This is a genomic window from uncultured Azonexus sp., from assembly GCF_937982035.1.
Taxonomy (GTDB): domain Bacteria; phylum Pseudomonadota; class Gammaproteobacteria; order Burkholderiales; family Rhodocyclaceae; genus Azonexus.
Genome location: NZ_CALJNI010000014.1, coordinates 85,555 through 112,076, shown reverse-complemented (window position 1 = coordinate 112,076; position 26,522 = coordinate 85,555). Strand labels below are relative to the sequence as shown.

The following is a 26,522-nucleotide window of genomic DNA, read 5'->3' as shown; positions in this document are numbered from 1 at the left end:
TGAAGTATACCAATCCACTGCCGCCAGTCGTTTACCGACGCGACTTATAATGGTCACTTCCGTATTAACCTAGTCGCCATGAAAAAACTGAAGATCATTGTTCTCAATGTCCTTGTAACCCTGTTGCTCCTCGAAGGTGGCGTCCGCCTTTATTACGCGCTGGCTGACGACGTGCCGCCCCATGCCGATCTGGCAGTGACCCGCGAATGGCGTTGGGTGAAGGCCCGCATGGCCGACGGAAAGGTCAATTTCGACCAGAGGTTCGTCTATGATGCCAACGTCGGCTGGCGCAACGCGCCGAACATTGATGTCACGCCGGATCGTATGGGCCGGATCCGCACCAATTCGGCGGGCATGCGTAACCACCAGGAATTCGCGATTCACAAACCGGCCGGCCAGCGGCGGCTGATGATCGTCGGCGACAGCTATTCCTTCGGACACGGTGTCAGCAACGAGGAAACTTACGCCTACCAGCTGGCTGCGCTGCTTTCTGGCTGGGAAGTGATGAACTACGCGGTGTCGGCGACCGGCACCGATCAGAACTACCTGATGTACGAGCACTACGGCAAGCCGTACAGGCCGGACGTCGTGGTGCTCGGCTTCTATGCGCTCGACTACAATCGCAACACCTACAGCTTCCGCGACTACGCCAAGCCGATGTTCGTGCCGATGGGTAGCGACGGTTCGCTGCAGCTGACCCATGTGCCGGTGCCGGCGCCGGAGGTGCTGATCGACGATTACCGCAGCGGTCGCAAGCAGATCGGTGGCTGGCATTACTCGTATGCGCTGGCTGTCTTCAAGCGGGCGCTGGCTGACCGTATCAAGCGTGACCGCGATCCGGGATCGCTTGGCCGGCGCACGCTGACCGGCATCATGGAACGCTTCGTCGCCAGCGTCCGCGCCGACGGCGGAACGCCGGTCTGGGTTAACTTCCCGATCCGCGACATTCTGGATGAGGAGGAGTCGAAGTATCGTGCAGTCACAGATTTTGCAATGGCCGAAGCGAAGCGTCTGGGTATGCCAGTGATCGATATGGAGCCGGTGTTCCGCGAGCAGCTCGCCAAGCGCCCTGAGGTCAAGACCTTTTGGCGTCCGGAGGAGGTTGGTGGTCACATGAATGCTGAAGGCAACCGGCTGACCGCGGTCGCCCTGCGCGACCTGCTGCAGCGCGAGGGAGTGCTGAAATGAGCGTGACCGGACAGGGCAAACTGGTCACCATCCTGGTGCCGAACTACAAGACGCCGGACATCACTAAAATCTGCCTACGCTTGTTGCGTCGCCACACCGATTTCAGCAGGGTGCATGTGATCGTGATCGACAACGCGTCTGGCGACACATCACTCGACTATCTGCGTTCGCTCGACTGGATCGAACTGATCGAGCGGGTACCGGAAGCAGACGACAACGCGCCGCTGTCGCACTCTCGCGCGCTCGATCTGGCCTTGGCCCAGGTGACGACACCCTATGTGCTGTCGATCCACACCGATACCTTCGTTCGTCGCTCGGAATGGATTGATGTCTTGCTGGCCCCTTTTGCTGAGGACGAGCGCCTGGCCGGCGTCGGTTCCTGGAAGCTGGAGAGCAAGACGACGCTGCAGCGCTGGGGGCGGCTGTTCGAGCAGGGCTGGAAGCTGGCGCTCTTTCGTTTGACCGGCAAGCGAAGCTTCCGCGCCGAACGTTTCGACGAAAGCTTGCACTACCTGCGTAGCCATTGCGCGATGTACCGCACTGACGTCATCCGCGAACTGAACACCGGTTTTTCCGACGAGCGCAAACCGGCCGGCAGCGCGATGTTCCACAAGATGCTCGAAGCCGGCTACCGGATGAAGTTCCTCGATTCGGTCGAGCTTGGTCAGTATGTTGATCACCTTAATCACGCAACGATGATCCTCAATCCAGAACTCGGTACCAGCGCCACCAACATCCGGCGCGGCGGCGCCCGGCTCAAGGACAAGCTACGCGGCATCGATGCCGAGGCGATCCTTGCCGACGCCAGCATGGATCGCTGATGCAGGAGCCGAGGCTCAGCGTCGCCGATCTGCGTTTTGCCGGCTGCTTGCCCGATCTGCCTTGCCAGCTCGAACTGGCAGATGGCGGCTTGCTGCGCATCGAGCGAGTACTGCGTTTCCTGCCAGGCAAGCGGCTAGTTGCGGATGGGCGCTACCGGGAGCAGCGCGTCCTGGCCAAGGTCTTTTTCGCACCAGCCTGGCGCAGGCATGTTAAGCGGGAGGCATCCGGTGTTCAGGCGCTCTCAGAAGCCGGCCTGCCAACACCTCGTCTGCTCGGCTCGCATGAACTTTCCGGTGGCGCTGCCGTCCTCCTTTTCGAGTTTGTCGAAGGGGCCGTCAGTCTTGCCGAATGCTGGCGGGCGCTGCGGGCGTCGCCGGACGACGAGGCGGCGTGGAATTTGCTGACCCCCGTTCTGCTTTTGCTCGCGCGCATGCATCGGGCGGGAATATGGCAGGCGGATCTGCATCTGGGCAATTTCCTACAGGCCGGCGATCACCTGCTGCTCGTCGATGGAGACGCCATCCACGTTGCCGCCGCACCATTGAAGGCGCGGCTGGCGAGCCGCAACCTAGCGCTGCTGGTCGCGCAATTGCCGATCACATGGGGGCGCCGCCTCAAGCGCTTGGTGGACCTCTACTGCTCGCAGCCGGGGGCGCTTCCCATGGATATGGTGGCGCTGGAGAAGGATGTCGTCGGCGAAAGGACGAAACGCCTGCGTGAATACCTGGCGAAGACCCTGAGGAATTGCACGGATTTCCTGGTCGATCACACCCCACGGCGATTTGTCGCTGTGCTGCGCCCGGAAGCGGCGCGCCTGAAGCCGCTGCTGGAACGGCCAGACGCGGTGATGGCGGCGGGCCAGGTGCTCAAGGACGGCGCTACTTGCACCGTCGTTCGCGTGCATCTCGGCGGCCTTGATCTGGTCGTCAAACGTTACAACTTGAAGAGCTGGCGGCATGCGCTGGCGCGCAGTTGGCGTCAGAGCCGCGCCATGCATTCCTGGCGCGAAGCCCATCGCCTGCGCTACTTCGGTCTCACTACGCCTCGCCCCCTGGCCCTCGTTGAGGAACGCCTGGGCGCGTTGCGTGGGCGGGCCTACCTGATCACCGAATACTGTGCCGGGCCGCGCCTCTGGGAGTCGCTCAGGCCGGAATCGCCGCCGACCGAGGCTGAGGCCTCGGCGATCCGTTCGGTGTTTCGAACCTTGTTCGAACTGAGGATCGCCCATGGCGACCTCAAGGCGGCAAATCTGCTGTGGCAGGAAGGCCGGGTTTCGCTTATCGACCTCGATGCGACCGTCCAGTACCAAAATGCTGCCAGTTTCCGCAAGGCCTGGGCACGCGACCGGCAGCGCTTGCTGCGCAACTGGCCTGCCGGGTCGCTACTCTGCCAGTGGCTGGACGAGAATTTGCCGGAGGCCTGAAAGCGGTTCCGGCTCAGGTTTCGCTGAACTGCATCGCGTGCAGGCGGGCGTAGTGCCCGTTCAATGCGAGCAGTTCTACGTGGGTGCCACGTTCGACGATTTCGCCCCGTTCCATGACTAGGATCAGGTCGGCGTGTTCGATAGTCGACAGACGATGGGCGATGACCAGCGTCGTCCGGTTGGCGGTGGCTGTTTCCAGCGCTGCCTGGATGTGGCGCTCGGATTCAGTGTCGAGCGCTGAGGTTGCTTCGTCGAGGATCAGCAATGGGGCATCCTTGAGGATGGCGCGGGCGATCGCCAAGCGTTGCCGCTGGCCACCCGAGAGCAGTACACCGTTCTCGCCGACCAGCGTGTCGTAGCCGTCGGGCAGGCGGGCGATGAATTCGTCGGCGTAGGCGGCGCGGGCGGCGGCGACGATATTTTCTCGCGAGCAGCCGGCGAGGTCGCCGTAGGCGATGTTGTTGGCGACGGTGTCGTTGAACAGCGTCACCTGCTGGCTGACCAGGGCGATGTGGCGGCGCAGGTTACGCAGTGTGTATTCCTCGACATCGACGCCATCGAGCAGGATAGCGCCGGCGCCATGGTGGTAGAAGCGCGGGATCAGGTTGGCGAGTGTCGATTTGCCGCTTCCGGAGCGGCCTACCAAGGCGATCATCTGCCCCGGTTCGGCGGTGAAGCTGATGTTATGTAGCACCGGTTGTTCGCTGCCCGGGTAGGTGAAGCTCAGGCTGCGCACTTCGAGCCGGCCGGCGATGTGGTCGCGCTCGACGGTGCCGCAGTTGTCTTCCCGGCGTTCGTCGAGCTGCGCGAAGATGCTCTCGGCGCCGGCCAGGCCCTTCTGGATCGTTGCGCTGACTTCGGAGAGCTGACGGATCGGTTTCGGTAGCATGCCGGCGGCGGTGATATAGGCGACTAGGTCGCCGGCCGTTGCGTCTCCGCGCAGGTAAAGGACCAGCGTTAGCAAAACTGCCATCGCGGAGAAGGAGACTAACTGCAAGGCTGGAGTGAAAATGGCACCAGTTTTGACCATGCGCAGTTGCTTGCGCATGTTGTCTTCGCTGGCAGCCTTGAATCGTCTGGCTTCGTAAGGCTCGCCGCCGAAACTGCGGACAGCTCGGTAGCCCTGAATGGTTTCCGATGCGACATGCGTCAGCTCGCCCATCGTCACTTGAATCTGCTTGCTCTGCTTGCGGAACTTGCGGCTGGCCCGACTGACCATGGCGCCGATGACCGGCAGGATGACGATCATCACTGCGGTTAGCTTCCAGTTCATCCACAGCAAGTAGCCGAACAGGAAGATCACGGTCAGTCCTTCACGGACGACAACCTTGATGGCGTCAGTCGCAGCCCCGGTGACCATGGTGACGTTGTAGGTGATGCGCGAGATCAGGTGGCCGGAATTGTTTTCATCGAAATAGCGGTTCGGCAATTGCAGTAGACTGTTGAAGAGCGCCTGCCGCAGGTCATTGACCAGACCTAGCGAGACTTTGGCCAGGAAGTAGTTGCCGAGGAAGGAGCCGACGCTGCGCCAGACTACGATCAGTAGCATCAGTAGTGGAACGCCAAACATCAGTTGTACGCTACCGATCAGCGGCAAGTCGTGATGTGTGGTTTCAGGCGGGGCGCTGAGGCCGTCGACGAAATACTTGAGTACCGCGGCCAGCATGGGTTCCGACGAGGCGAAGATACCGTAGCCGAGCAAACTGATGGCAAAGTAGCCGACGTATGGGCGGACGTAGAAGAGCAGCCGGAGGTAGATTTTCAGTGAAGAGGCGGACTGGGCACCGTCATGCGACATGGCTTGGTGATCGTGGATGCGGCACGCGTAATTGGAAGTGGGGCGAGTGTACCATGCGAGACATAACGAACCTCTTGTGCCTTCGATGCTAGAATCTCCTGATTTTTCCGGGTAATTTGGATTGAGAACGCTGACGCAGCAGGAATACCAGGCGATGCGCGAGGGTGCGCGCGTGCTCGAGGCCGATCCGCATGGCGCCAAGGTGCTTCTCCTCTCCGACGGGACGATCCTCAAGCTGTTCCGGCGCAAGCGCCTGATCACCTCGGCGATGCTTTTTCCCTATGCCGCGCGCTTCGCCGCCAATGCCCGCAAGCTTGCCGCGCTCGGTGTGCCGGTGCCGGACGTGATCGACGTCCTGCGCATCCCCGGGCTTGGTCGTGACGCCGTACATTATCATCCGCTGCCCGGTGTTACCCTGCGCCAGCTTGCCGGCGAGGCCTTGCCGGACGCGCGCAAGCGTCGCCTGCGCGAAGCATTCAACCGGCTGGTCGTGCTGCTACACGACAACGGGGTCTATTTCCGCTCGCTGCACATCGGCAACGTCATCGTCACGCCGGACGACCGGCTTGGCCTGATCGATTTTTCCGACATGCGCATCTATCCGTGGTCGCTCGGTACCTACCTGCGCCGCCGCAACATTCAGCGCCTGTACAAGGTGGCGGCGGAAATCGAGTGGATTGACCTACCGCTCATCCTCGGCAAGGGGCGGCGATGAGTATGGGCATGCTATGGCCTTTCCTGGCCTGCCTGTTGCGTGGCCGCCTCGCATTCCCCAGCGGTCATCAGCCACCTGCCGGGCACACTGTTCCGTTGCGGTTTGCCGGCGTCGGCGTTGCTGCTTCGCCCGATCCGGCAGTTGACGACTGGATCATCGCTACCCTGCGCACGGCCGGCATCGCCAACGTCCGTCTCGATTTTTCCTACGGTGATGCTGACGGGCCGGCCGGTCGTCTGCTTGATCGCCTGCTCGACGCCGGTTTCTATGTCGTCCTCCACCTGCTGCAGCCTTCCGAAGCCGCGCGGGCGATGCCCGATGCCACCGCCGTTGCCGTCTGGCGGCAGTTCCTAGGGGGCTCGCTGGATGCTTGGGGCGGGCGGGTGGCGATGATCGAAGCCTGTTCGACGATTAACCGCCAGCGTTGGGCCGGCTATACGCCGGACGGGTTTTTCGCTGCCTGGGACATCGCCTGTCAGGAAGTCCGGGAGCGCGGACTGCTGCTCGCCGGGCCGAGCATCACCGACTTCGAACCACCGTGGAACATCGGTGTCCTGGCAGCTTTGCAGAAACGTGGCCGTCTTCCCGATATCCATACCGATAACCTCTTCGCCGAGCGGGCGACTCAGCCGGAGCGCGATGATCCGAAGGTTCTCGGTCCGCGGCTGGCCGGCCTGCTGCGCATGAACCTAGTCAAGAAGGCCCGCCTGCTGCAGCGCATCGGCGCCGATTTCGGCGTTCCCAGGCTGTTCTCGCCTGCCGCCTTCTGGACTCTGCCGCGCATCGGCCGCCTGCTGCCGGCCACTGAGCAGAAACAGGCCGATTACCTGACCCGCTACCTGGTCCTCGCTGCTGCCTCTGGGGCTCTCGATGGGGCATGGTGGGGACCGCTGATCTGCCACCGCGAGGGACTGGTCGACGATGGCGTGAGCGAATATCCGGCGCTCGAGCGGATCACCCATTACGCTGCTGTCGACGGTGCATTGGCTGATTTCCGCCCGCGTCCGGCCCTGGCCGCCCTGGCCGCGTTCAATGCCCGCATCCCGGGGCGGCGCTATCTCGGTTGCTTGTGCGGCGGCGATGGTCTTGAGATCCATGCCTTTGTTGGCAATGACGGCGCCCTGACCCATGTTGCGTGGACCATCAACGGCCGGGCCGCCGCCCTAGTCGATGCGTACGATACCGCGACGCTGGCCGCCGCCAGCTTCCATGGCCGCAATGGTGCGGCGCTCGATGAAGCGCCGACATTGCTGACCGAGATGCCGGTCTATATCGACTGGCCCGCAGCGACGGCAGTTGCTGTGAAGGCTGGGGCGGGGCTGCTGCCGGACGTGGCGATCGACGTTCATGGTGGCAAGGTGCTGCATTTTTTCCGCGCTGATGGCTGGCAGGGTATCGTCGCCGCCGAGACCCAGGCTAAGGCCCGGGCGCTGCTTGCAGCACTGCCGCCGGCATCGCTGCAGGTGCAGCGGGCGGCCGTGCTGCGCCACGCCCGCAACGCGATCTGGTCGGTTGCCGACCCACGCGATCCGGCGGCGCGCCTAGTTATCAAGCAGCCGGTGAAAATGCATCTGCACAAGCAATGGTTCGACCGTTTCAAGCCATCGAAGGCGCTGCGTAGCTGGAGCGGCACCTGCGAACTGTTGCGTCGTGGCATCGGCGTCGCGCCGCCGGTGGCTTGGTTCGAAAAGATCGGGGATTCGACGCTGAAGCAGAATTTCTATCTTTGCGAATACGTCGAGGCGGAGTTTTCGGTGCGCCAGATGTTTGCAGCCTTTGCTGCGGGTGAATCGAGCTTTGCCGGTCATGCGGCTGAGGATGCCTATCAGCAGGTAGCCGCCTTCCTGCTGCATCTGCATCAGAGCGGGGTGTTTTTCCGCGATCTGTCAGGCGGAAACCTCTTGGTGCAGCGAGGTCAGGCAGGGGAATTGGTGTTTTCCCTGATAGATACCGGGCGAATTCGGGTTTTCCCGGGGCCTTTGCCGATGCTCGTGCGACTTGCAGATCTGGTCAGGGTGTGCAACAAGCTGCATTGGCCGGGGCGTGAGCGGCTATTGTCGATCTATTTTGCAGCCATCGGAAAAGAATTTTCTTGGTACCACCGCCTGTTTTTTGCACGCTATGACCTGAAGGTGGAGTTGAAGCGCCGTTTCGGGCGGAAAGCCTTGCGCGATCTATTTCGAACGTATTGAATTAAAAGCGATTGCTTTCGATTCTGGGAGGGAAAGATATTGATTGGTATCGGGAAAAAAATGGTGGCCTGGCCGAGAGTCGGGAAGCAGCTGGCAATCATGTTCGCCGACCTCGTTTCTCTCGAAATAGCGATTGTCGCAGCCTTTATCCTTCGCCTGGATACCTTGGACATTCCTTGGGATAGCGTGTTTTCGCTGCTTCTTGTCGCGCCGCTAATCATGCTTCCCGTGTTCGTGCTTTTCGGGCTTTACCGCTCGGTTATCCGCTATCTAGGCGTACGCTCCCTATTGACGGTGGGACAGGCGGTCATCGTCAGTGAGGCCCTTCTTGCCTCGTTTGTCTTTTTGTCGAAACTTCCGGACGTGCCTCGTTCGATCGTCTTCATCCACGGGATGCTAAGCGGATTGTTCATTGCTGGCACAAGGCTTGTCGCCTGGTACTGGCTGCGGTATAGCGATACGTTTTCGGAGAACCTCGATGCACCGAGAAAAACGGTAGTGATTTACGGTGCTGGTGCAGCGGGTGTCCAGTTGGCTGCTGCACTTGCCAATAGCCGGGAAATGCGGCCAGTCGCCTTCCTCGACGATAATCGCAATTTGCATCGCAAGCGGATCGGGAACCTGGAGGTTTACGATCCCGCACTCCTTGCCCATCTAGTAGCCAGATACGAAGTTCAGGAAGTCTTGCTGGCGATCCCTTCGATTTCTCGCTCGCGCCGTACGGAAATCATTCAGGAGCTGGAAAAATATCCGGTTCAGGTGCGTACTTTGCCCGGTCTTGCGGAATTGGCCGAGGGCAAGATCAAGACCCAGGATTTGCGCGAGGTCGGGATTGAGGACCTGCTGGGGCGGGAGCCGGTAGCACCGATCCCTTCGCTTATCCAGGCCAATATCACCGGCAAGGTCGTGATGGTGACCGGGGCGGGGGGGTCGATTGGCTCCGAGTTGTGTCGTCAGATACTCAATCAGTTGCCTGCTACCCTGGTGCTCTACGAACTGAATGAATATGCGCTGTACAGCATCGAACAAGATTTGCTGATACGACGCGGGGGGATGAGCGGCATCCCTGTGCCGGTGATTGCCATCCTTGGCTCTGTGTGCGATCAGGAGCGCCTTGAGCGCGCCATCGCCCGTTTTGGTGTGCAGACCATCTACCATGCGGCAGCTTACAAGCATGTGCCGATGGTTGAAAGAAACCCTGGCGAGGGTGTCAGGAACAACGTGATCGGGACCTGGTGTTGCGCTCATGCTGCGCTGGCCCAGGGGGTTGAAACTTTTGTCCTGATTTCGACGGACAAGGCAGTTCGTCCGACTAACACCATGGGCGCCAGCAAGCGTGTTGCAGAGTTGATCCTGCAGGCCCTGGCTGAGCGTCATCCAGATGGGACGCGTTTTACCATGGTGCGTTTTGGGAACGTGCTTGGGTCATCCGGGTCCGTGGTGCCACTCTTCCGCGACCAGATCAGGCGCGGTGGGCCGATTACCATCACTGATCCTCGTATCATTCGTTATTTCATGACGATTCCGGAAGCTGCTCAATTGGTCATCCAGGCTGGTGCTATGGGACGCGATGGCGATGTGTTCGTCCTTGACATGGGGGTGCCGGTGCAGATCGTTGATCTGGCTCGCCGGATGGTTCATCTGAGCGGCCTCGAGGTCCGTGACGAGAACAATCCTAGCGGCGATGTTGAAATTGTCTACACTGGTTTACGTCCGGGAGAAAAGCTTTACGAGGAGCTCCTGATTGGTGATCGGGTGGCAAATACCGAACACCCAAGGATTATGCGTGCAACCGAAAGCATGCACCCGCTGGAGCGCATGGAGTCAGTCATGAAGTCGCTAGGAGCCGCCTGCGAAGCAGGCGACAGTGAGTCCATCCGGACGACCCTACTTGCGGCGGTGGATGGTTTCCTGCCGCAATGTGGCAATGAGGATGTGCTGGGGGGCTGAGTCTGTAGTCAGGCGGAAATCCCCCGGAATTACTGACGATCGGAAATAGAACTACGCGGCCATGTGAAGTTGCTTGTTTCCATAGCGGTTCCTTATAGCAGTCAAAAATCGCAAATTGTCTGCTGTAGGGAACTGTTCATGACAGCCCTGGGTCCGCTTTCAACCACGCTGCCAACAATTCCGGCACCCGTCCGATCAGTAATTCATGCCGCCCGGCAACCCAGCCGTGCGCAGCTGTCGCGGATTTCTGGCCGAGGGCTTCGTTGATCAGCAGTTCGGCGGTGACTTGGTCGTTGATCAGCCCCAGGGTTTCCTGCAGCTTGGCCAGGGTGTTGAGGTAGGTTTTCATGCCGCGGGTCGGTAGCAGCGGGGTCATGAATTCCATTGCGTAGCGCAGTTTCTTGAAGCGCAGGCGCATGATGTGGCGTTGCTCCGGGGTGAGCGTGTCGTACTGTTCGGCCATCTTGCGCACGCTGCGGGTGTGGGCGGCGATGCGCTCGTCGGCGAAGCGCTTCAGCGGGATGTCGACGGTGTCGGTGAGTGCATGCACGGCGGCGGTGAATTCGACCATCAGGCGCGGGTATTCCTTGAGTGCGAGCAGGTGCTTGATGGCGTGGCGGGCCGATTTGACGCGGCGTCTGGCTTCGTTGCGCAGGCGGTGCAGGTCGTGGTTGTGCGGGAAGGCGGCGTGGATCGGGGGCAGGGTCTCTTCGAGGAAGACGTCCCAGTTGCGGGCGTCGCCCAGGGCGCCGGCCAGGGTTTGCCAGCTGCGTCCGTAGGCGGCGACGAAATCTTCCGGCAGGGCGGGGGCGAACAACTTGATGGCCGAGCGCAGGCGACGCAGGGCGACGCGGGCCTGGTGGATGAATTCGGCTTCGCCGCCGGCCAGCAGACCTTCCTCGTTGCGCTGGAAGTGTTCGAGACAACCCAGGGCGATGATACGAAAGGCGGCCACCGGCGTCTGCCGGGCGTTGATCGGCAGGGGCTTGGCGCGAAATGCCTGGCGCGGTTCGTCGAGATAGAGCCGGTACCCGCGTTCGGCCTTGCTGGCGACGGCCGGATGCAGGTTGATCTGCGCTTGCAGCTGCCGGGTCAGGGCAAAGATGTCTTCGATGCGGCCGGAGACCAGTTCCAGCTCGACTTCGCAGATCGCTTCGCGACGACCCCGGGCAGCGATATGGCCGCGATCGAGCGCCATTTCGATGAGCGATTCGCCGCACGGCAGCAGCCATGCCTGGCGCCGGAAATCGGTGGTGAATGCCGGCTCCAGGCGGTCGCGGTGCTGTTCGAGGAAATTTCGCAGTTCAGTGGCGTCGACATGGGTGAAGTCGAAGACGCCGGGGACGGCCGCCGTTTCCCATTCGTTGCGCACGGCCAGTCCGCCGCTGGCGGGCTCGGCCGATTTGACCGTGAGCAGCCATTCCCAGCCCTTCTTGCGAAAGCGCATGGCGACGCGGCGGGCACGCAGAGCGAGTTCCGGGGTGTCGTAATAGGTGTTCAGCAGATGCTGCTTGCTGCTCGGTGTGCCGGTCAGCAGGGGGTGGGCGAGCAGTTTGCGGACGTTCTTCGGGTCGAGGCGCAGCTTGAGTTCGATTTCGGTGGCCATGCGCTCAGGTCCTCGGCACGGCCGGGCCGGTGGCGCCGTCGAAGCCCAGTTCGGGCAGGATGTCCAGTTCGGCCTGGGTTTGCACGCCTTCGGCGATTACGGTCAGGCCGATGTTGTGGGCGATGCCGCACAGCCCCTTGAGGAAGGCCTGGTTGCCCGGCTGGCTGTCGATGGCGCGGATGAAACTGCCGTCGACCTTGAGGTAATCCAGGCCGATATCGTGCAGGCGGCCGATCTGGCTGAACTGGCGGCCGAAGTGCTCGATGCCGAGGCGGCAGCCGAGCGGGCGGATCAAGCCGGTGAAGGCGACGAATTCGTCGAAGTGCTGGAAGGCACCGGTTTCGGCAACTTCCAGCCAGAGCCGGGCGGCCAGTTCGCGGCGATTGCCGAGCATGGCATGCAGGCGCTGGCGGAAATCGGCGTCGTAGATGGATTCGCCGGAGAGGTTGACTGCTACGGCAGGGAGGCCGAGCGCCAGGCGGTCGAGCGCGAGGTTGACGGCGGCCAGGTCGAGCTCGCTGGTCATCGCCAGGCGGGAGGCGACCGGCATGAAGCTGCCGGCGGCCAGCCATTCGCCATCCTCGGCGGCTTGCAGGCGCAGCGGGCATTCCAGGTGGAGCAGTGTGCCGCTGCTGTTGGCGACGGGGAATTCGATCAGGCGCAGGCGTTGGGTCTCGATGGCGCATTCGAGCACCTTCTTCCAGTCGGCGTTGTTGTTTGCGCATTGGGCATCGTCGCTGTTGGCGCAGCGCCAGCCCAGGTTGCCTTCGCCCTCGGCGGAAGCAATCGCGGCGTCGACGCGGGACAGCAGGCTGGCCAGGCTTTCGCCATGACGATATACGCCGCTGCCGATATGGCCGATGCCGTCGCCGTCGATCAGGCCGGCGGCGACCAGGTCGCGCAGCAGGGCCAGCAACTGGTCGGCGACCGGTGCCGGGTTGTCGTTGCCGGGGAGCAGCAGGGCGAAATCGGCGCCGTTGAGACGGGCAGCCGCGGCGCCGGGGTGGGCGCTGACGTTGCCGGCCAGATGGCTGCCGATCCGGCGCAGCAGTTCGTCGGCGCTTTCGCGACCGAGGCGGCGATTGACCCCGGCCAGGTCGGCCAGGCGCAGCATGACCAGGCTGCCGTTGGACGGCGCGTCGTCGTCGTTGAGCGCCGACGCCAACTGGTTCATGAAGTAGGCGCGGTTGGCCAGCCCGGTCAGGCTGTCGAGGGTGGCTTCGCGGCGGACCTGTTCGAGGCGCGCAGCTTCTTCCTCGAACATGGCCTTGACTCGCGAGACCATGGCATTCATCGCGCTGGCCAGGCTTTTCAGTTCCGGGGTGGTGGGTTCGTCGATACGGATGAAGCGACGCTCGCTGATCGCCTGTGCCTGGCCGACCACGGCATCGAGCGGACGCTTGATGCGTAGCAGGATCTGCATGCCGATCAGGCCCATCAGCACCCCGCCGGCACCAAACCAGACGAGTAGCCGGAAGGCGCCGTTCCACAGTTCGCTGTAGGCAAACTGGTTGTGACTGACCAGTTCGACCGTGCCGAACTGGGTCCAGCCGTTGGTGACCTGTGCCGAGCCGGGGTGCGATTCGATCGGGAACAGGCTGATGAACCAGGCCGGCACGCCACCGGCGGACGGCGGGCTGGTCTTTTCGATCATCGGCTTGCCGTCGGGGTCGATCACCCTGACCTGGGCATACTGGCCGCTGTCGAACACGGCGGCGACCTGCAGTTCGACGGTGATGGGATCCTTGTCCAGTTGCGACATGGAGAGGGCCAGCGAAGCGGCGTTGTCGTTGTTCTTGATCGCCAGCTGCTGCTCAAGATAGTCGCGGGCGGTCACCATGCTGACGATGAAGCTGCCGGCAAAGGCGATGATGGTGCTGGCGATGACGGCGAGCCAGAGTTGTCGGAACAGGGACATGGACATTTACCTCACTGGAAGCCTTCGGCGCGGGCACGGGCGAGCAGATCCTGCCAGCGGGAGAGGTTGCTCCTGCTGGTCTGGTTGCCGGTGCCTTGCCAGAGGCCTGCACTGTTGAAACTGAAAACCGGGGAAAGATCGTGCCGTTGCGACGCCGGCAGGATCCGTTTGTTCAGGTTGTCGAGAACCAGCGGGTCGGCGTTGGGGCGCGGATAATAGGCGAGGACCATGTGCGCCTGCTGGATGCTGCCACCGCCGGGCACGGCCTGGGTGGCACGGACATACACCAGGCGCAGCTTGCTGACCGGTATGCCGAGTTCGAGCAGCGAAAAATACTTCGAGATGGAGAAATCCTCGCAGTCGCCACGACGCTGGGCCATGGTTTCGAGCGGCGTGGCCCAGTAATCGGTCTGGCCCCACAGCGAGTAGTCGTCGTCGAAGGCGATGCGCTGATTGAAGAAATCGTTCACCCGCCGGACCTGCTCCTGCTCGCCTGTACCGCGGGCGCTGCCGAGCATGCGCTGCCAGTCCTCGAACAGCGCCAGCGGCTCCTGGCCGTGGCGGGCGAGCAGCGTGTCCCTGAGGCGTTCGAAATCCAGCCCGAACGCCGATCCCAGCCCGATCCATGCGAGCAGCAGCAGGGTGATCAGGCCGGGACGTGCGCTGGGCATGGTGCCTTCCGGTTTATTCCGTCAGTGCCGGGTTGAGCGTGTAAGTCCCGGTCAGGCTGGCTTGGGCGAGAATGTGCCCGGCCATCGCAGCACGGACCTCGGCGCCGCCAAAGCGGCCCTCCAGCGGCAGGCGCTCGATATCGAGTGCATAGACGGTGAATACGTAGTGATGGAGGATTTCATCGTTCCACGGCGGGCAGGGGCCGTCGTAGCCGTAGTAGTCGCCGCTCATGTCGTGATCGCCGGCGAACCAGGCGGTGTAGTCGTTGATTCCCTGGCGGGCGCCGTGGGCGGCCGAAGGGCCAGGTTTTCCTCGGGGTGTGACTTCGCCGCTGAACTCGCCTTCGCCGATGCTGGCGATGCTGGCCGGCAGATCGATCAGAACCCAGTGGAAGAAATCGACGCGTGGCAACGACGCCGGAACGGTTCGTCCTTCCTGATTGACGTCGTCGCCCTTGCTCGGCACGTCGGGGTCGTGGCATATGACGACGAAGGATTTTGTGCCGTCAGGGGCGCCCGACCAGGCCAGTTGCGGATTGCGGTTGCTACCCAGGCAGACATGCCGGGCGGGGTCCGGCGTGCAGAAGGAATAATCGCCGGGAATACGCTGGCCATCGGCAAAACTGCTGCTGCTCAGTTGCATGGTGAGTCTCCTGATTATTGTGCTGCCTGCCGTTTGAAGTCGCGCAGGCGGAAACCGAGAAGCCATAGTGTAGCGAAATATGCGCCGGCGCCAAGCAGAACCAGCCAGCACAGACGCAGGATGCGCTCGCCGACCGGACTGGCGAACCAGAGATTCGCCGGTCCGCTGGCAAACCACAGGGCGGCGCCCATGACTGCCATGGCGCAGGACAGTTTCATGAAGAATAGCAGCCAGCCGGCTTCCGGTGTGTAAATACCTGCACGGCGCAGCCCGCGGTAGAGCAGGCCTGCGTTCAGGCAGGCGGCCAGGCCGATCGACAGCGCCAGTCCGGCGTGCGCGATCCAGCCGACGAACGCCAGGTTCATGGCCTGGGTGGCAGCCAGCGAAATCAATGCAATCTTGACCGGTGTGCGGATGTTCTGCCGGGCGTAGAAGCCCGGTGCCAGTACCTTGACCAGGATCAGTCCGGTCAGGCCGACCGAATAGGCGATCAGTGCATGGCGGGTTTGCCAGACGTCGTTGGCGGTGAAGGCGCCGTGGAAGAACAGGGTCGAAATCAGCGGCACGGCCAGGATTGCGAGCGCCAGCGCGGCCGGCGCGGCGAGCAGGAAGGTCAGGCGCAGTCCCCAGTCGAGCAGGCGCGAGTATTCGACGAAATCCTGCCGGGCATGGCAGCGCGACAGCGACGGCAGGAGGATGGTGCCGAGGGCGGCGCCGAGCAGGCCGGACGGAAATTCCATCAGCCGGTCGGCGTAATAGAGCCAGGAGACGCTGCCGGTCTGCAGGAAGGATGCGAAGATGGTGTTGATCAGCAGACTGATCTGCGACACCGAGACCCCGAGCAGGGCCGGCAGCATCAAGGTGCTGATCCGTCTGACGCCGGGATCGGCCCAGGCGGCCCGCCAGTTGATCGACGGCCGCGGCAGCATGGAAATGCGGCGCAATGCCGGAATCTGGATCAGCAGTTGCAGGAAGCCGCCGAGGAACACCGCCCAGGCCAGCGCCATCACCGGCGGTTCGAAGTAGGGCGCGGCAAACAGGGCCATGCCGATGAAGGAGAGGTTGAGCAGCACCGGCGTGAATGCGGGCAGGGCAAAACGGCTCCAGGTGTTCAGGATGCCGCCGGCAAGCGCGACCAGCGACATGAACAGGATGTAGGGGAAAGTCACCCGGGTCAGCGCCACCGTCAGTTCGAATTTCCCCACGTCGTCGGCGAAGCCCGGCGCCGACAGCCAGACCAGCAGCGGTGCTCCGGCCACGCCAATGGCGGTGATGACGAACAGGGCCATCGACAGCAGGCTGGCGACATGGTCGACCAGCGTCCGCGTATCTTCCGGCGAGCGCTGATTCTTGTATTCGCCGAGGATGGGAACGAAGGCCTGGGAGAAAGCGCCTTCGGCGAACATCCGCCGCAACAGGTTGGGCAGCTTGAAGGCCACGAAAAAGGCATCGGTCGCCGCTCCGGCGCCGAATGCCCGGGCAATGACGAAATCCCGGACAAAACCGAGGATACGGGAGAGCAGGGTCATGCCGCTGACCGTTGCCAGCGCGCGCAGCAAATTCATTTGTCGCAGCCTTGTTGCCTGAAGCCAGGGGGAAAAGCTATAATTCTACGCTGTGCTGCTCGTCGGGTGGCCTGTGCCGTTGTAGCTCAGTTGGTAGAGCAACTGATTCGTAATCAGTAGGTCGAGTGTTCGATTCACTTCAACGGCACCAAAGAATTCAAGGGGTTACGGTCAAGCCGTAACCCCTTTTTACTTTTCCTGTGCTCCGTTCGGCGCGAAAAACGCCCACCAGGCGCCGCCGATGGCTATGATCAGTGGGAGTTCGAACAGGAAAGGATAGTGCCAGGCCAGTGTGCCGGTTGCGGCAAGGGCGACCAGGTAGATCAGTTTACGCACGCTGCCTCCCGTGGCCTTCTCGGCGCTTCCTGCCTCAGGTCCGGCATTCCGGATGCAGAACGATACGGTTGCGGCCCGCGTGTTTGGCTTCGTACAGGCTGTGGTCGGCGGCCTGCAGCAATTGTTCCGCCGTCTGTTCGGCGGCCGGGTGGATGCTGGCAATGCCGATGCTGCAGGAAACGAAGCTATCCACGCCGTGTTTGTGGGGGATGCGCAGTTCGCTGGCCGACGCGCGCATGCGTTCGGCGACGGCGAGTGCGCCAGCAGCGTCGGTGCCGGGGAGGATGGCGGCAAATTCCTCGCCGCCGTAGCGGGCGACGCTGTCTTCGACCCGGAACAGCGATTCGTTGAGCGCCGAGGCGACGGCCTTGAGGCATTGGTCACCGGCCTGGTGGCCGTAGGCGTCGTTGAATTGCTTGAAATAATCGATGTCGATCAGCAGCAGGCTGAGCGGTGCGCCGGCGCGCTGGCAGCGTTTCCATTCGGTGGTCAGCGTGTCGTCGAAGTAACGCCGGTTGGGAATGCAGGTGAGCCCGTCAAGGGTGGCAATCTGCTTGAGTCGGCGGTGGGCGGCGTGAATGTCGCGCTGCATGCCGACGATGCGCAGCATGGCGCGGACCTTGGCCAGCAGGATGACTTCGGAGACCGGTTTGTGCAGGAAGTCGTCGCCGCCGGCAATGATGCCTTGGGCGAGCATGTCTTCATCCATGACTGAGGACAGGAAAATGACCGGCGTCCACAGGTTCAGGTCGTTTTCCGCGCCCAGCAATTCCCGGTTGCGTATTCTGCGAACTAGGCTGATGCCGTCGGTGTCGCGCAGGTTCATGTCGATCAGGATCAGATCCGGTCGGGTGCTGGCGATGAGTTCCACGGCCGATTGGCCGTCGGCAGCCAGGGAGACGCTGGCGTCGTCGAGTTGGGACAGGCATTCGCCGATCAGCTTGCGATTGGCGCTGGAACTGTCGACGACGAGTAGTTGGTACTTTCCGGCAGGCATCGCGTCCGGGCGAAAAATGATGTGGGCAAATCATAGCATCTGCATCGCGCTTGCGGATTTGGCTGGCGTTGCTGGGAGGGTTAATATGCTGCTTCAGTCCATACGCTACCGTTTGGTTTGGGCTGTCGAATAATTACAGGAGAAAGCATATGCAACTGAAAAATAAGGTGTTTGTGGTTACCGGCGGTGGCTCGGGTCTGGGTGCGGCGACGGCGCGCGGTCTGCTCGAAGCGGAGGCGCGGGTAGTCCTGGTTGATGTCAATCGCGATGCCGGCGAGGCCTTGGCCAGCGAGTTGGGTGAGAACGCGATCTTTGTCGAAACCGATGTCACCAGCGAAGCTTCGGCACAGAACGCCATTGCCGCCGCCCTGTCGCGCTTCGGTGCCGTTCACGGCCTGGTCAATTGCGCCGGTGTGGCTCCGGCCGAAAAGGTGCTGGGCAAGGAAGGCCCGCATCGTCTGGACAGCTTTGCCCGGGTCATCAACATCAACCTGGTCGGCACCTTCAACATGCTTCGCCTTGCCGCCGAGGCCATGATGAAGAACGAGCCGGATGCCGGCGGCGAGCGCGGGGTGATCGTCAATACGGCTTCGGTAGCCGCTTTCGAGGGGCAACTCGGGCAGGCCGCCTATGCCGCTTCCAAGGGCGGGATCGTGGCACTGACCCTGCCGGTGGCCCGCGAACTCGCGCGCAGCGGTATCCGTTGCCTGACCATCGCACCGGGGATCATGGAAACGCCGATGCTGCTCGGCATGCCGGCCGAAGTTCAGGAGTCGCTGAACAAGATGGTGCCGTTCCCCACGCGCATGGGCAAACCGGCGGAATATGCGGCGCTGGTCCGGCATATTGCCGAGAACGCTTACCTGAACGGCGAAGTCATTCGTCTGGACGGAGCAATCCGGATGGGGACCAAATAATCTATACTTGGCGTCCATCCTGACCCGCAAAGGCACTCCGGTGCCTTTTTTGTTGCATGTCACAAGCCTCCTGTTATCACTGCGGTCTGCCCATTCCGGATGATGTCGATCTGCCGGTTGTCATCAACGGCGAAACGAAGGCGATGTGTTGTTACGGTTGCCAGGCGGTGGCCCAGTCGATCGTGGAGAACGGTCTGGCCGACTACTACCGGAGTCGCGACGCGCTGCCCGAGTCGCCGCGCGAGGCCATGCCGGCGATCCTGGAGCAGATGGCGCTCTACGATCACGCCGAGTTCCAGAAGAGTTTCGTCAAGGCGCTCGGTGAGAACGAGCGGGAAGCCTCCCTGTTGCTCGAAGGCATCACTTGCGCCGCCTGCATCTGGCTCAACGAGCAGCACATCGGTAAATTGCCCGGCGTGATCGCCGTGGACATCAATTACGCCTCGCGGCGGGCGCGGGTCCGCTGGGACGAGTCGCGCATCAAGCTGTCCGACATCCTGCGGGCAGTCGCCGCCATTGGCTATCGGGCCTATCCCTACGACGCGGCGAAGAACGAGGAAATTTCCCGCAATGAGCGACGTGGCGCGATGTGGCGTCTGTGGGTCGCCGGTTTCGGCATGATGCAGGTGATGATGTACGCCTATCCGGTGTATATCGCCGACGGCGACATGAGCGCCGACATCGAGAGCCTGATGCGCTGGGCCAGCCTGATCCTGACCATCCCGGTCGTTTTCTACTCGTCGGCGCCATTCTTCCGCAACGCCTGGCGCGACCTCAAGCTCAAGCGCGTCGGCATGGACGTGCCGGTGGCGCTGGGCGTCGGCCTGGCGTTTGCCGCCAGTTGCTGGGCTACCTTCATTCAGGGGGGCGAAGTCTACTTCGACTCGGTGACGATGTTCGTCTTCTTCCTGCTCGGTGGTCGCTACCTCGAAATGACCGCCCGCCAGAAGGCCTTGAGCGTGACCGAGGCGCTGACCAAACTGCTGCCGGCCTTTGCCCAGAAGATCGTGAACTTCCCTGCCGACCGCGAGGCGACGCAAGTGGTCGTGGCCGATCTGCGGGTCGGCGACCATGTGCTGGTTCGCCCGGGGGACATCGTTCCGGCTGACGGGCGGGTGGTCGAAGGCATCAGTTGTGCCAACGAAGCGCTGCTCACCGGGGAAAGCCTGCCCGTGCCGAAGCGGCCCGGCGATCCGGTGACCGGCGGTTCGGTCAATGCCGAGAGCCCCTTGGTCGTGCGGGTCGAGCAGGTCGGCGAGGGAACCCGGCTGTCGGCAATCATCGACCTGATGGAGCGGGCTTCGCTGGAAAAACCGCGCATCGTCGAAATTGCCGACCGGATCGCCACCTATTTCGTGGCGGCGCTGCTGGTGGTGGCGATCCTGACTGCGTTTGGCTGGTACCTGGTCGAGCCCTCGCGTGCCCTGTGGATCACCGTTTCTGTGCTGGTGGTGACCTGTCCGTGTGCGCTGGCGCTGGCTACCCCGATCGCCCTGACCGTGGCCGCCGGTTCGCTGGCCCGCGACGGCCTGCTGGTCACGCGCGGTCACGCGATCGAAACCCTGGCGCGAGCGACGCATTTCGTTTTCGACAAGACGGGAACGCTGACTACCGGGCAGATGCATCTGCAGGACATCCTGGTTCTCGGGGAAATGTCCCGGGAGGATTGTCTGAATCTGGCGGCGGCGCTGGAGCAGGCTTCCGAACATCCCCTGGCCATGGCTCTGCGCCATGCGGCGCCCGGTGATGCCCGCTGGCAGGCGATGGATTCGATCAGCGAGCCAGGCCAGGGGATCGAGGCGCTGATCGACGGCCGGCGTTATCGTATCGGCCGCCCGGCGTATGCGCTGGCGATCAGCAATGGCGCCCTGCCGGCAGTGGCGAGCGATTGGCTGGAGAGCGGCGATACCGTGGTCCTGCTGGCCGATGAGCAAGGGGCGCTGGCTCTGTTCCGCATCGGTGACCAGTTACGCCCCGAGGCGCGCAAACTGGTCGGGGATCTGCGCCGAGGTGGACGTCAGGTCGTCCTGTTGACCGGCGATGCGCCGGCGGTAGCAGCCCGCGTGGCGACCGAGCTGGGGATCGACGACGTGCGTGCCGGCATGACGCCGGCCGGCAAACATGCCGCCGTGACCGAATTGCAGGCGGCAGGGGCCATCGTCGCCATGATCGGTGACGGGGTCAACGACGCACCGGTGCTGGCGCAGGCCCAGGTGTCGGTGGCCATGGGCAGTGGCGCGCAACTGGCGCGGACGCAGTCCGATTTCGTGCTGCTTTCGGAAAATCTCGGGCATTTGCACAAGGGACTCGGCCGGGCCGGCTTTGCGCTGGTTGTCATCCGGCAGAACCTGTGGTGGTCCTTCGCCTACAATGTTGTGGCCCTGCCGGCGGCGATTGCCGGTTATGTAACCCCGTGGATGGCCGGAATCGGCATGTCCCTGAGTTCCTTGCTGGTGGTGGTCAACTCGCTGCGCATCCAGCGCCTGGAGAACGATTGATGGAAAGTGTCTATTTGCTGGTGCCGATTTCGGTGCTGCTGGTCTTCGGTATCGCGGCAGCCTTCTGGTGGTCGGTCAAAAGCGGGCAGTTCGACGATCTGGAGGGGCCGGGATTCAAGGTATTGATGGACGATGACGAGGCTGCGCAGGGAAAGGTGGCTGAGCAGGAAAAGAAAAAGGAAGAGAAAAAAGACGAAATTTGACCTGTGTCAACACCCGGGGCCGTCGTGGCTGTCAATATTCCCGGCGATGCAAGTCGAGAGTCTTGCGAAATTTCTCTGTTGGGGTTGGGGTGCGTTGCGACGCACCCTTTTTTTGTCCGCCTTTTTCAGAGGGCATGGATTTTGACGGGTATACCATTTGGTGCTTTTTCGCCGCATTTTTGCCGTTTTGGGTAGCGCCGTCATACCGTGAAAGGCTTGTGGTTGACCGGATTTCTCTGCTTTTGGGTCAAGATAGTCAGTAGCTTGATCTAGGTCAAAACACCCCGTCTCAACTAGAATACCATCCGCTTTTATGTGCCCCCTTGGGTTCAGGGAGGTGGGCATTCCGTTTTTCATTAACGAGAGGTGGGTTCATGTCTGGAACACAAACCACATACAACGATAAGGTCGTACGGCAATTCGCCGTCATGACTGTCATCTGGGGCATCGTCGGCATGCTTGTCGGTGTCATTATTGCCGCCCAGCTTGTCTGGCCGGAGCTTAATCTGGGGCCGTGGCTGACGTATGGTCGTCTGCGTCCGCTGCATACCAACGCGGTTATTTTTGCGTTTGGTGGCTGCGCCTTGTTTGCAACGTCTTACTGGTGCGTACAGCGTACCAGTCACGCCCGCCTCTGGGGCGGCCCGCTGGTTCCCTTCACCTTCTGGGGCTGGCAAATTGTCATCCTGCTGGCTGCGATTTCGCTGCCGCTCGGTTTCACGACCGGCAAGGAATACGCCGAGCTCGAATGGCCGATCGACATCCTGATCACGCTGGTCTGGGTTTCCTATGGTCTGGTCTTCTTCGGCACCATCGCCAAGCGCACGGTTTCCCACATTTACGTGGCCAACTGGTTCTTCGGTTCGATGATCATCGCCGTTGCCCTGCTGCACCTGGTTAACAGCGCCGCCGTCCCGGTTTCGCTGACCCGTTCGTTCTCCGTCTATTCCGGCGTGCAGGACGCAATGATCCAGTGGTGGTACGGTCACAACGCCGTCGGCTTCTTCCTGACCGCAGGCTTCCTGGGCATGATGTACTACTTCGTGCCGAAGCAGGCTGGCCGTCCGGTGTATTCCTACCGTCTGTCGGTGGTGCACTTCTGGGCGCTGATCTTCACCTACATGTGGGCGGGTCCGCACCATCTGCACTACACCGCGCTGCCTGACTGGACCCAGTCCGTCGGTATGCTGTTCTCGCTGATCCTGCTGGCGCCGTCCTGGGGTGGCATGATCAACGGCATCATGACCCTGTCGGGTGCCTGGCACAAACTGCGCGACGATCCCATCCTGAAGTTCCTGATCACCTCGCTGTCCTTCTACGGTATGTCGACGTTCGAAGGCCCGATGATGTCGATCAAGACCGTCAACGCGCTGTCGCACTACACGGACTGGACCGTCGGTCACGTGCACTCCGGTGCGCTTGGCTGGGTGGCCATGGTTTCGATCGGTTCGATGTACTACCTGCTGCCGCGTCTGTTCGGCAAGACCGAAATGTATAGCACCGCCCTGGTTACGGTTCACTTCTGGATCGCCACCATCGGTACCGTTCTGTACATCGCTTCGATGTGGATTGCCGGTGTGATGCAGGGCCTGATGTGGCGTGCTGTCAATGCCGACGGTACCCTGGCTTACAGCTTCGTCGAGTCGGTCAAGGGTTCCTATCCGTTCTGGGCAATTCGTTGGCTCGGCGGCGTGCTGTTCCTGTCCGGTATGTTGATCATGGCTTACAACATGTTCAAGACCATGGCTGGTGGCAACACCAAGGATGCGCCGGTGATCGCTCCGGCTGCTCATCACGCCTGATTAGGGAGAGAAAACAATGTTGAAGCATGAGCAAATTGAGAAGAACGTAGGCCTGCTTTTCGTTCTGACCTTGTTTGTGGTGCTCTGGGGTGGGCTGCTGGAAATCGTGCCGCTCTTCTTCCAGAAGTCCACGACGACGCCGGTTGAAGGGGTCAAGCCCTACACGGCAGTCCAGTTGGCCGGTCGTGAGGTTTATCTGCGTGAGGGCTGCTACAACTGCCACTCCCAGATGATCCGTCCGTTCCGTGCCGAAACCGAGCGTTATGGCCACTACTCGGTGGCGGGTGAGTTTGTCTATGACCACCCGTTCCAGTGGGGTTCCAAGCGTACCGGTCCGGACCTGCATCGTGTCGGCGGTCGCTATTCCGATGAATGGCAGCGTGCCCACCTGATGAATCCGCGCGACGTCGTGCCGGAATCGAACATGCCCGCCTATGCATTCCTTGCCTCCACCAAGGCCAAGGACAGCGTGGCAGCGCAGATCGAGGACAAGATGGGCGTGATGCGCATGTACGCCAACATGCGCGGCATTCCGACCTACTCGGACGATGAAATCAAGGCGGCCAAGGCTGATATCGGCGACATGACCGAAATGGACGTGCTTATTGCCTATCTCCAGGGCATGGGTACTGCATTGAGCCAGATGAAGTGATGGCCATGGACATCAACGATCTGCGTTCGCTACTTACGGTTGCCGGATTGATCTGTTTTCTGGCAATCGTCTGGTGGGCATATGTCAGCAAGAGCAGCAAGAAGGGGTTTGAAGAAGCTGCCAACCTGCCGTTCGCAGAAGGTGATGATGATGGTGCGGCGTCCCGTACGTCGCACCCGCGCTGAAATAAAGGAAAGCAAATGAGCGATTTCGTTAGCGAGTTTTGGAATCTGTACGTCATCGTGATCGTGCTGGTCAGTATTCTGGCCTGTGCGGTTCTCCTGATCGTCCAGGGCAAGGCGACTTTCACGCCGGGCAAGACCATGGGTCACGTCTGGGATGAAACCCTTGAGGAATACAACAATCCGATGCCCAAGTGGTGGAGCTGGATGTTCGTGATCACCGTGGTGTTCGCGTTGGTCTATCTGGCCCTCTATCCGGGGCTGGGCAACTTCAAGGGCATGCTGGGCTGGACCTCTGCCGGTCAGCATGCTGCGGAAGTGGCCAAGATGGATGCCCAGGTCAAGCCGCTGTACGACAAGTACATGGCCATGGACCTCAAGGCGGTCGCTGCCGACAAGCAGGCCATGGAAATGGGCAAGCGTCTGTACCTGACCTACTGCATGCAGTGTCATGGTGCCGATGCCCGCGGCTCCAAGGGCTTCCCGAACCTGACCGATGCCGACTGGCAGTGGGGCGGTGAGGCGGAGCAGATCGTCGAGACCATTGCCAACGGCCGCATGGGCGTGATGCCTCCGCATTCCGCACTGGGTGGCGAGACGATCAAGGATCTGGCCAACTACGTCCGTTCCCTGTCCGGTCTGCCGCATGACTCCGTGCGTGCCGGCAAGGGTCAGACTGCCTACACCGAAGCCGGCTGTATCGGCTGCCACGGTGCTGACGGTACGGGCATGCAGGCCCTCGGTGCGCCGAACCTGACCGACAAGGTCTGGCTGTACGGCTCTTCCGAAGCCACCATCATCGAGACGATCACCAACGGTCGTCAGAACAAGATGCCGGCCTGGAAGGAATTCCTGGGCGACGCCAAGGTGCATCTGCTGGCTGCCTACGTGACCAGCCTGGGTGGCAAGTAAGCGCGTTTGACAAAAAAGGGTGGCCGGAAAGGGCCACCCTTTTCTTGCGATGTCGAAGCGGTTTTATCAAAATTGCGTTGCCTGCAGCAGCGTAATTTTGATAAAGAGATAAGATGAAATCTGGCGACGAAAAAAAACCGGAGGCAAAGCCTGCGGCCGAAGTGTCTTTTTACGAAAAGCACAGGAAGATTTATGTCCGCGATGTCCAGGGCTGGTGGACGACATGGCGCTGGGTATTCGTCTGGTTGACCCAGATCATCTTCTACCTGACCCCCTGGCTGGTCTGGAATGATCGTCAGGCAGTGCTTTTCCATCTGGTTGAACGCAAGTTCTACCTCTTCGGTCTGGTGCTGTGGCCGCAGGATGTATTCTATCTGGCTGTCCTGCTGATCGTTTCCGCCTACGCGCTGTTCCTGTTCACCGCGATTGCCGGGCGGCTGTTCTGCGGTTATGCCTGCCCGCAGACGGTCTATAGCGAAATCTTCATGTGGATAGAGAGCCGCATCGAAGGTGATCGTTCGGCGCGGATGAAACTGGATAAAGGGCCGATGACGGCGCGGAAGTTCCGGCTGAAGGCGATCAAGCATCTGTTGTGGGTCGCCCTGTCGCTGTGGACCGGGTTCACGCTGGTGGCCTATTTCACGCCCATGCAGGAACTGCTCGCTGCCCTGCCGTTCGGTCTGTCCGGCTGGGAAATGTTCTGGACACTGTTCTATGCCGGCTTCTGTTACATGCAGGCCGGTTTCCTGCGTGAGCAGGTGTGCAAGTACATGTGCCCCTACGCCCGTTTCCAGGGGGTGATGTTCGATCCGGATACGCTGGTCATCACCTACGATCCGGAGCGGGGCGAACCGCGGGGGGCCAGGAAAAAGGATGGCGATGCGTCGGCGCTCGGCGATTGTGTGGATTGTGGCCTGTGCGTTGCCGTCTGCCCGACCGGAATCGACATCCGTAAAGGCATACAGTACGAGTGCATCGGTTGCGGGGCCTGTATCGACGCCTGCGATCCGGTCATGGACAAGATCGGCAAGCCGCATGGCCTCATCCGCTATACCACCGAGAATGCCCTGGAAAAGAAATTCGGCGCTTCGGAAGTCGTCAGCCACATCCTGCGTCCGCGTATCCTGTTGTATACGGTCATTCTCGTTCTCATCTGCATTGCAACCGCTTGGTCGCTGGCTACCCGTGTCCCCTTGATGGTCGATGTCATTCGTGATCGATCAACCTTGTCTCGGGAAGCCGACGACGGTTCGATCGAGAATGTGTATAACCTGAAATTCATGAATACGACCGAGCAGGCGCAACGCTACCGGATCACGGTTGACGGACTGTCCGGCGTGCATCTGGCGGAAGAGCGTTTGCTTGAGGTCGGTAGTGCAGAGAATCTCGAATTCACCGTGGTTGTCCGTGTCCCGCCGGAATCTGGCAAGAGCGGGGCGAACACCATCTATTTCAATATTCAGGCTGAGTCGGACGAAAAAATTGCCGTTCGCGAAAAAGCCTCTTTTTTGATGCCTTGAGGAATTATGAGC

The 26,522-nt window shown here is 61.5% G+C and carries 23 protein-coding genes and 1 tRNA gene; 15 read left to right on the top strand and 9 right to left on the bottom strand.

Translation table 11 applies throughout. The annotated features are described in order from the left end of the window. The first annotated feature begins 78 nt into the window (after positions 1–78). Genes Q0799_RS10630 through Q0799_RS10620 form a run of 3 tightly spaced genes read left to right on the top strand, consistent with a single transcriptional unit; the run spans position 79 to position 3,433 of the window. On the top strand, positions 79–1,188 hold the full coding sequence (locus Q0799_RS10630; RefSeq protein WP_298398127.1) for a GDSL-type esterase/lipase family protein: 1,110 nt from the start codon (positions 79–81) through the stop codon (positions 1,186–1,188). Further along, positions 1,185–2,009 carry a glycosyltransferase gene (locus tag Q0799_RS10625; protein WP_298398125.1) on the top strand — a complete coding sequence of 275 codons (825 nt, stop codon included), beginning with the start codon at positions 1,185–1,187 and terminating at the stop codon, positions 2,007–2,009. The genes Q0799_RS10630 and Q0799_RS10625 overlap by 4 nt, the downstream gene beginning before the upstream one ends. Beyond that, the gene (locus tag Q0799_RS10620) at positions 2,009–3,433 is read left to right on the top strand and encodes a lipopolysaccharide kinase InaA family protein (RefSeq protein WP_298398124.1); all 1,425 of its coding nucleotides are present in this window, start codon (positions 2,009–2,011) and stop codon (positions 3,431–3,433) included. The genes Q0799_RS10625 and Q0799_RS10620 overlap by 1 nt, the downstream gene beginning before the upstream one ends. Positions 3,434–3,446: 13 nt before the next feature. On the opposite strand, the gene msbA is transcribed toward Q0799_RS10620, so the two are convergent. Next, positions 3,447–5,231 carry a lipid A export permease/ATP-binding protein MsbA gene (gene msbA, locus Q0799_RS10615; protein ID WP_298398122.1) on the bottom strand — a complete coding sequence of 595 codons (1,785 nt, stop codon included), beginning with the start codon at positions 5,229–5,231 and terminating at the stop codon, positions 3,447–3,449. Positions 5,232–5,352: 121 nt separating this feature from the next. Here msbA and Q0799_RS10610 point away from each other — a divergent pair, with 121 nt between their 5' ends. Beyond that, positions 5,353–5,946 carry a toluene tolerance protein gene (locus tag Q0799_RS10610; RefSeq protein ID WP_298398120.1) on the top strand — a complete coding sequence of 198 codons (594 nt, stop codon included), beginning with the start codon at positions 5,353–5,355 and terminating at the stop codon, positions 5,944–5,946. Between the two features lie 11 nt (positions 5,947–5,957). Here the strand turns inward: Q0799_RS10610 and Q0799_RS10605 are convergent, their stop codons facing one another. Beyond that, the gene (locus tag Q0799_RS10605; protein WP_298398118.1) at positions 5,958–6,227 is read right to left on the bottom strand and encodes a hypothetical protein; all 270 of its coding nucleotides are present in this window, start codon (positions 6,225–6,227) and stop codon (positions 5,958–5,960) included. Between the two features lie 30 nt (positions 6,228–6,257). Here Q0799_RS10605 and Q0799_RS10600 point away from each other — a divergent pair, with 30 nt between their 5' ends. Both Q0799_RS10600 and Q0799_RS10595 read left to right on the top strand, forming a co-directional pair. Further along, positions 6,258–8,138 carry a lipopolysaccharide kinase InaA family protein gene (locus Q0799_RS10600; protein ID WP_298398116.1) on the top strand — a complete coding sequence of 627 codons (1,881 nt, stop codon included), beginning with the start codon at positions 6,258–6,260 and terminating at the stop codon, positions 8,136–8,138. Between the two features lie 99 nt (positions 8,139–8,237). Further along, a complete protein-coding gene (locus tag Q0799_RS10595) occupies positions 8,238–10,088 on the top strand; it encodes a nucleoside-diphosphate sugar epimerase/dehydratase (protein WP_298398114.1) in 1,851 nt (616 codons plus the stop codon). Between the two features lie 136 nt (positions 10,089–10,224). Here Q0799_RS10595 and Q0799_RS10590 read toward each other — a convergent pair whose 3' ends face one another. Genes Q0799_RS10590 through murJ form a run of 5 tightly spaced genes read right to left on the bottom strand, consistent with a single transcriptional unit; the run spans position 10,225 to position 16,491 of the window. Beyond that, positions 10,225–11,694, bottom strand: a complete 1,470-nt coding sequence (locus Q0799_RS10590; protein WP_298398112.1) for a CYTH and CHAD domain-containing protein — start codon at positions 11,692–11,694, stop codon at positions 10,225–10,227. Between the two features lie 4 nt (positions 11,695–11,698). Continuing rightward, entirely contained in the window at positions 11,699–13,612 is a 1,914-nt protein-coding gene (locus Q0799_RS10585; protein WP_298398110.1) for an EAL domain-containing protein, read from the bottom strand. 11 nt (positions 13,613–13,623) lie between these two features. After that, complete coding sequence (locus Q0799_RS10580; protein ID WP_298398108.1) at positions 13,624–14,283, bottom strand: transglutaminase-like cysteine peptidase; 660 nt, start codon at positions 14,281–14,283, stop codon at positions 13,624–13,626. Between the two features lie 13 nt (positions 14,284–14,296). Further along, entirely contained in the window at positions 14,297–14,926 is a 630-nt protein-coding gene (locus Q0799_RS10575) for a YbhB/YbcL family Raf kinase inhibitor-like protein (RefSeq protein ID WP_298398106.1), read from the bottom strand. A gap of 14 nt (positions 14,927–14,940) precedes the next feature. Further along, complete coding sequence (gene murJ / locus Q0799_RS10570; protein ID WP_298398104.1) at positions 14,941–16,491, bottom strand: murein biosynthesis integral membrane protein MurJ; 1,551 nt, start codon at positions 16,489–16,491, stop codon at positions 14,941–14,943. Positions 16,492–16,566: 75 nt separating this feature from the next. Here murJ and Q0799_RS10565 point away from each other — a divergent pair. Next, positions 16,567–16,642, top strand: a tRNA-Thr gene (locus Q0799_RS10565). Positions 16,643–16,680: 38 nt separating this feature from the next. Here Q0799_RS10565 and Q0799_RS10560 read toward each other — a convergent pair. Together Q0799_RS10560 and Q0799_RS10555 are read right to left on the bottom strand one after the other, a co-directional pair. Then, the gene (locus tag Q0799_RS10560) at positions 16,681–16,827 is read right to left on the bottom strand and encodes a hypothetical protein (protein ID WP_298398102.1); all 147 of its coding nucleotides are present in this window, start codon (positions 16,825–16,827) and stop codon (positions 16,681–16,683) included. Positions 16,828–16,861: 34 nt separating this feature from the next. Then, positions 16,862–17,824, bottom strand: a complete 963-nt coding sequence (locus Q0799_RS10555; RefSeq protein ID WP_298398100.1) for a diguanylate cyclase — start codon at positions 17,822–17,824, stop codon at positions 16,862–16,864. 149 nt (positions 17,825–17,973) lie between these two features. On the opposite strand from Q0799_RS10555, the gene Q0799_RS10550 reads away from it, so the two are divergent. From Q0799_RS10550 to ccoG, 8 genes are all read left to right on the top strand, one after another. After that, entirely contained in the window at positions 17,974–18,741 is a 768-nt protein-coding gene (locus Q0799_RS10550) for a 3-hydroxyacyl-CoA dehydrogenase (RefSeq protein WP_298398098.1), read from the top strand. A 56-nt stretch (positions 18,742–18,797) separates the two neighbouring features. Beyond that, positions 18,798–21,239 (top strand): heavy metal translocating P-type ATPase, encoded by a 2,442-nt coding sequence (locus Q0799_RS10545; protein WP_298398096.1) that lies wholly within the window; start codon positions 18,798–18,800, stop codon positions 21,237–21,239. Then, complete coding sequence (gene ccoS, locus Q0799_RS10540; protein WP_298398095.1) at positions 21,239–21,442, top strand: cbb3-type cytochrome oxidase assembly protein CcoS; 204 nt, start codon at positions 21,239–21,241, stop codon at positions 21,440–21,442. Before Q0799_RS10545 ends, ccoS begins: the two co-directional genes overlap by 1 nt. Positions 21,443–21,816: 374 nt before the next feature. Continuing rightward, on the top strand, positions 21,817–23,244 hold the full coding sequence (gene ccoN, locus Q0799_RS10535) for a cytochrome-c oxidase, cbb3-type subunit I (protein WP_298398092.1): 1,428 nt from the start codon (positions 21,817–21,819) through the stop codon (positions 23,242–23,244). A gap of 19 nt (positions 23,245–23,263) precedes the next feature. After that, entirely contained in the window at positions 23,264–23,896 is a 633-nt protein-coding gene (gene ccoO / locus Q0799_RS10530) for a cytochrome-c oxidase, cbb3-type subunit II (protein WP_366940779.1), read from the top strand. A gap of 5 nt (positions 23,897–23,901) precedes the next feature. Further along, positions 23,902–24,081, top strand: coding sequence for a CcoQ/FixQ family Cbb3-type cytochrome c oxidase assembly chaperone (locus Q0799_RS10525; RefSeq protein ID WP_298398088.1), 180 nt, complete (start codon positions 23,902–23,904; stop codon positions 24,079–24,081). Between the two features lie 15 nt (positions 24,082–24,096). Further along, the gene (gene ccoP, locus Q0799_RS10520; protein WP_298398086.1) at positions 24,097–24,990 is read left to right on the top strand and encodes a cytochrome-c oxidase, cbb3-type subunit III; all 894 of its coding nucleotides are present in this window, start codon (positions 24,097–24,099) and stop codon (positions 24,988–24,990) included. Between the two features lie 113 nt (positions 24,991–25,103). Then, complete coding sequence (gene ccoG, locus Q0799_RS10515; RefSeq protein ID WP_298398084.1) at positions 25,104–26,510, top strand: cytochrome c oxidase accessory protein CcoG; 1,407 nt, start codon at positions 25,104–25,106, stop codon at positions 26,508–26,510. Positions 26,511–26,522: the final 12 nt, after the last annotated feature.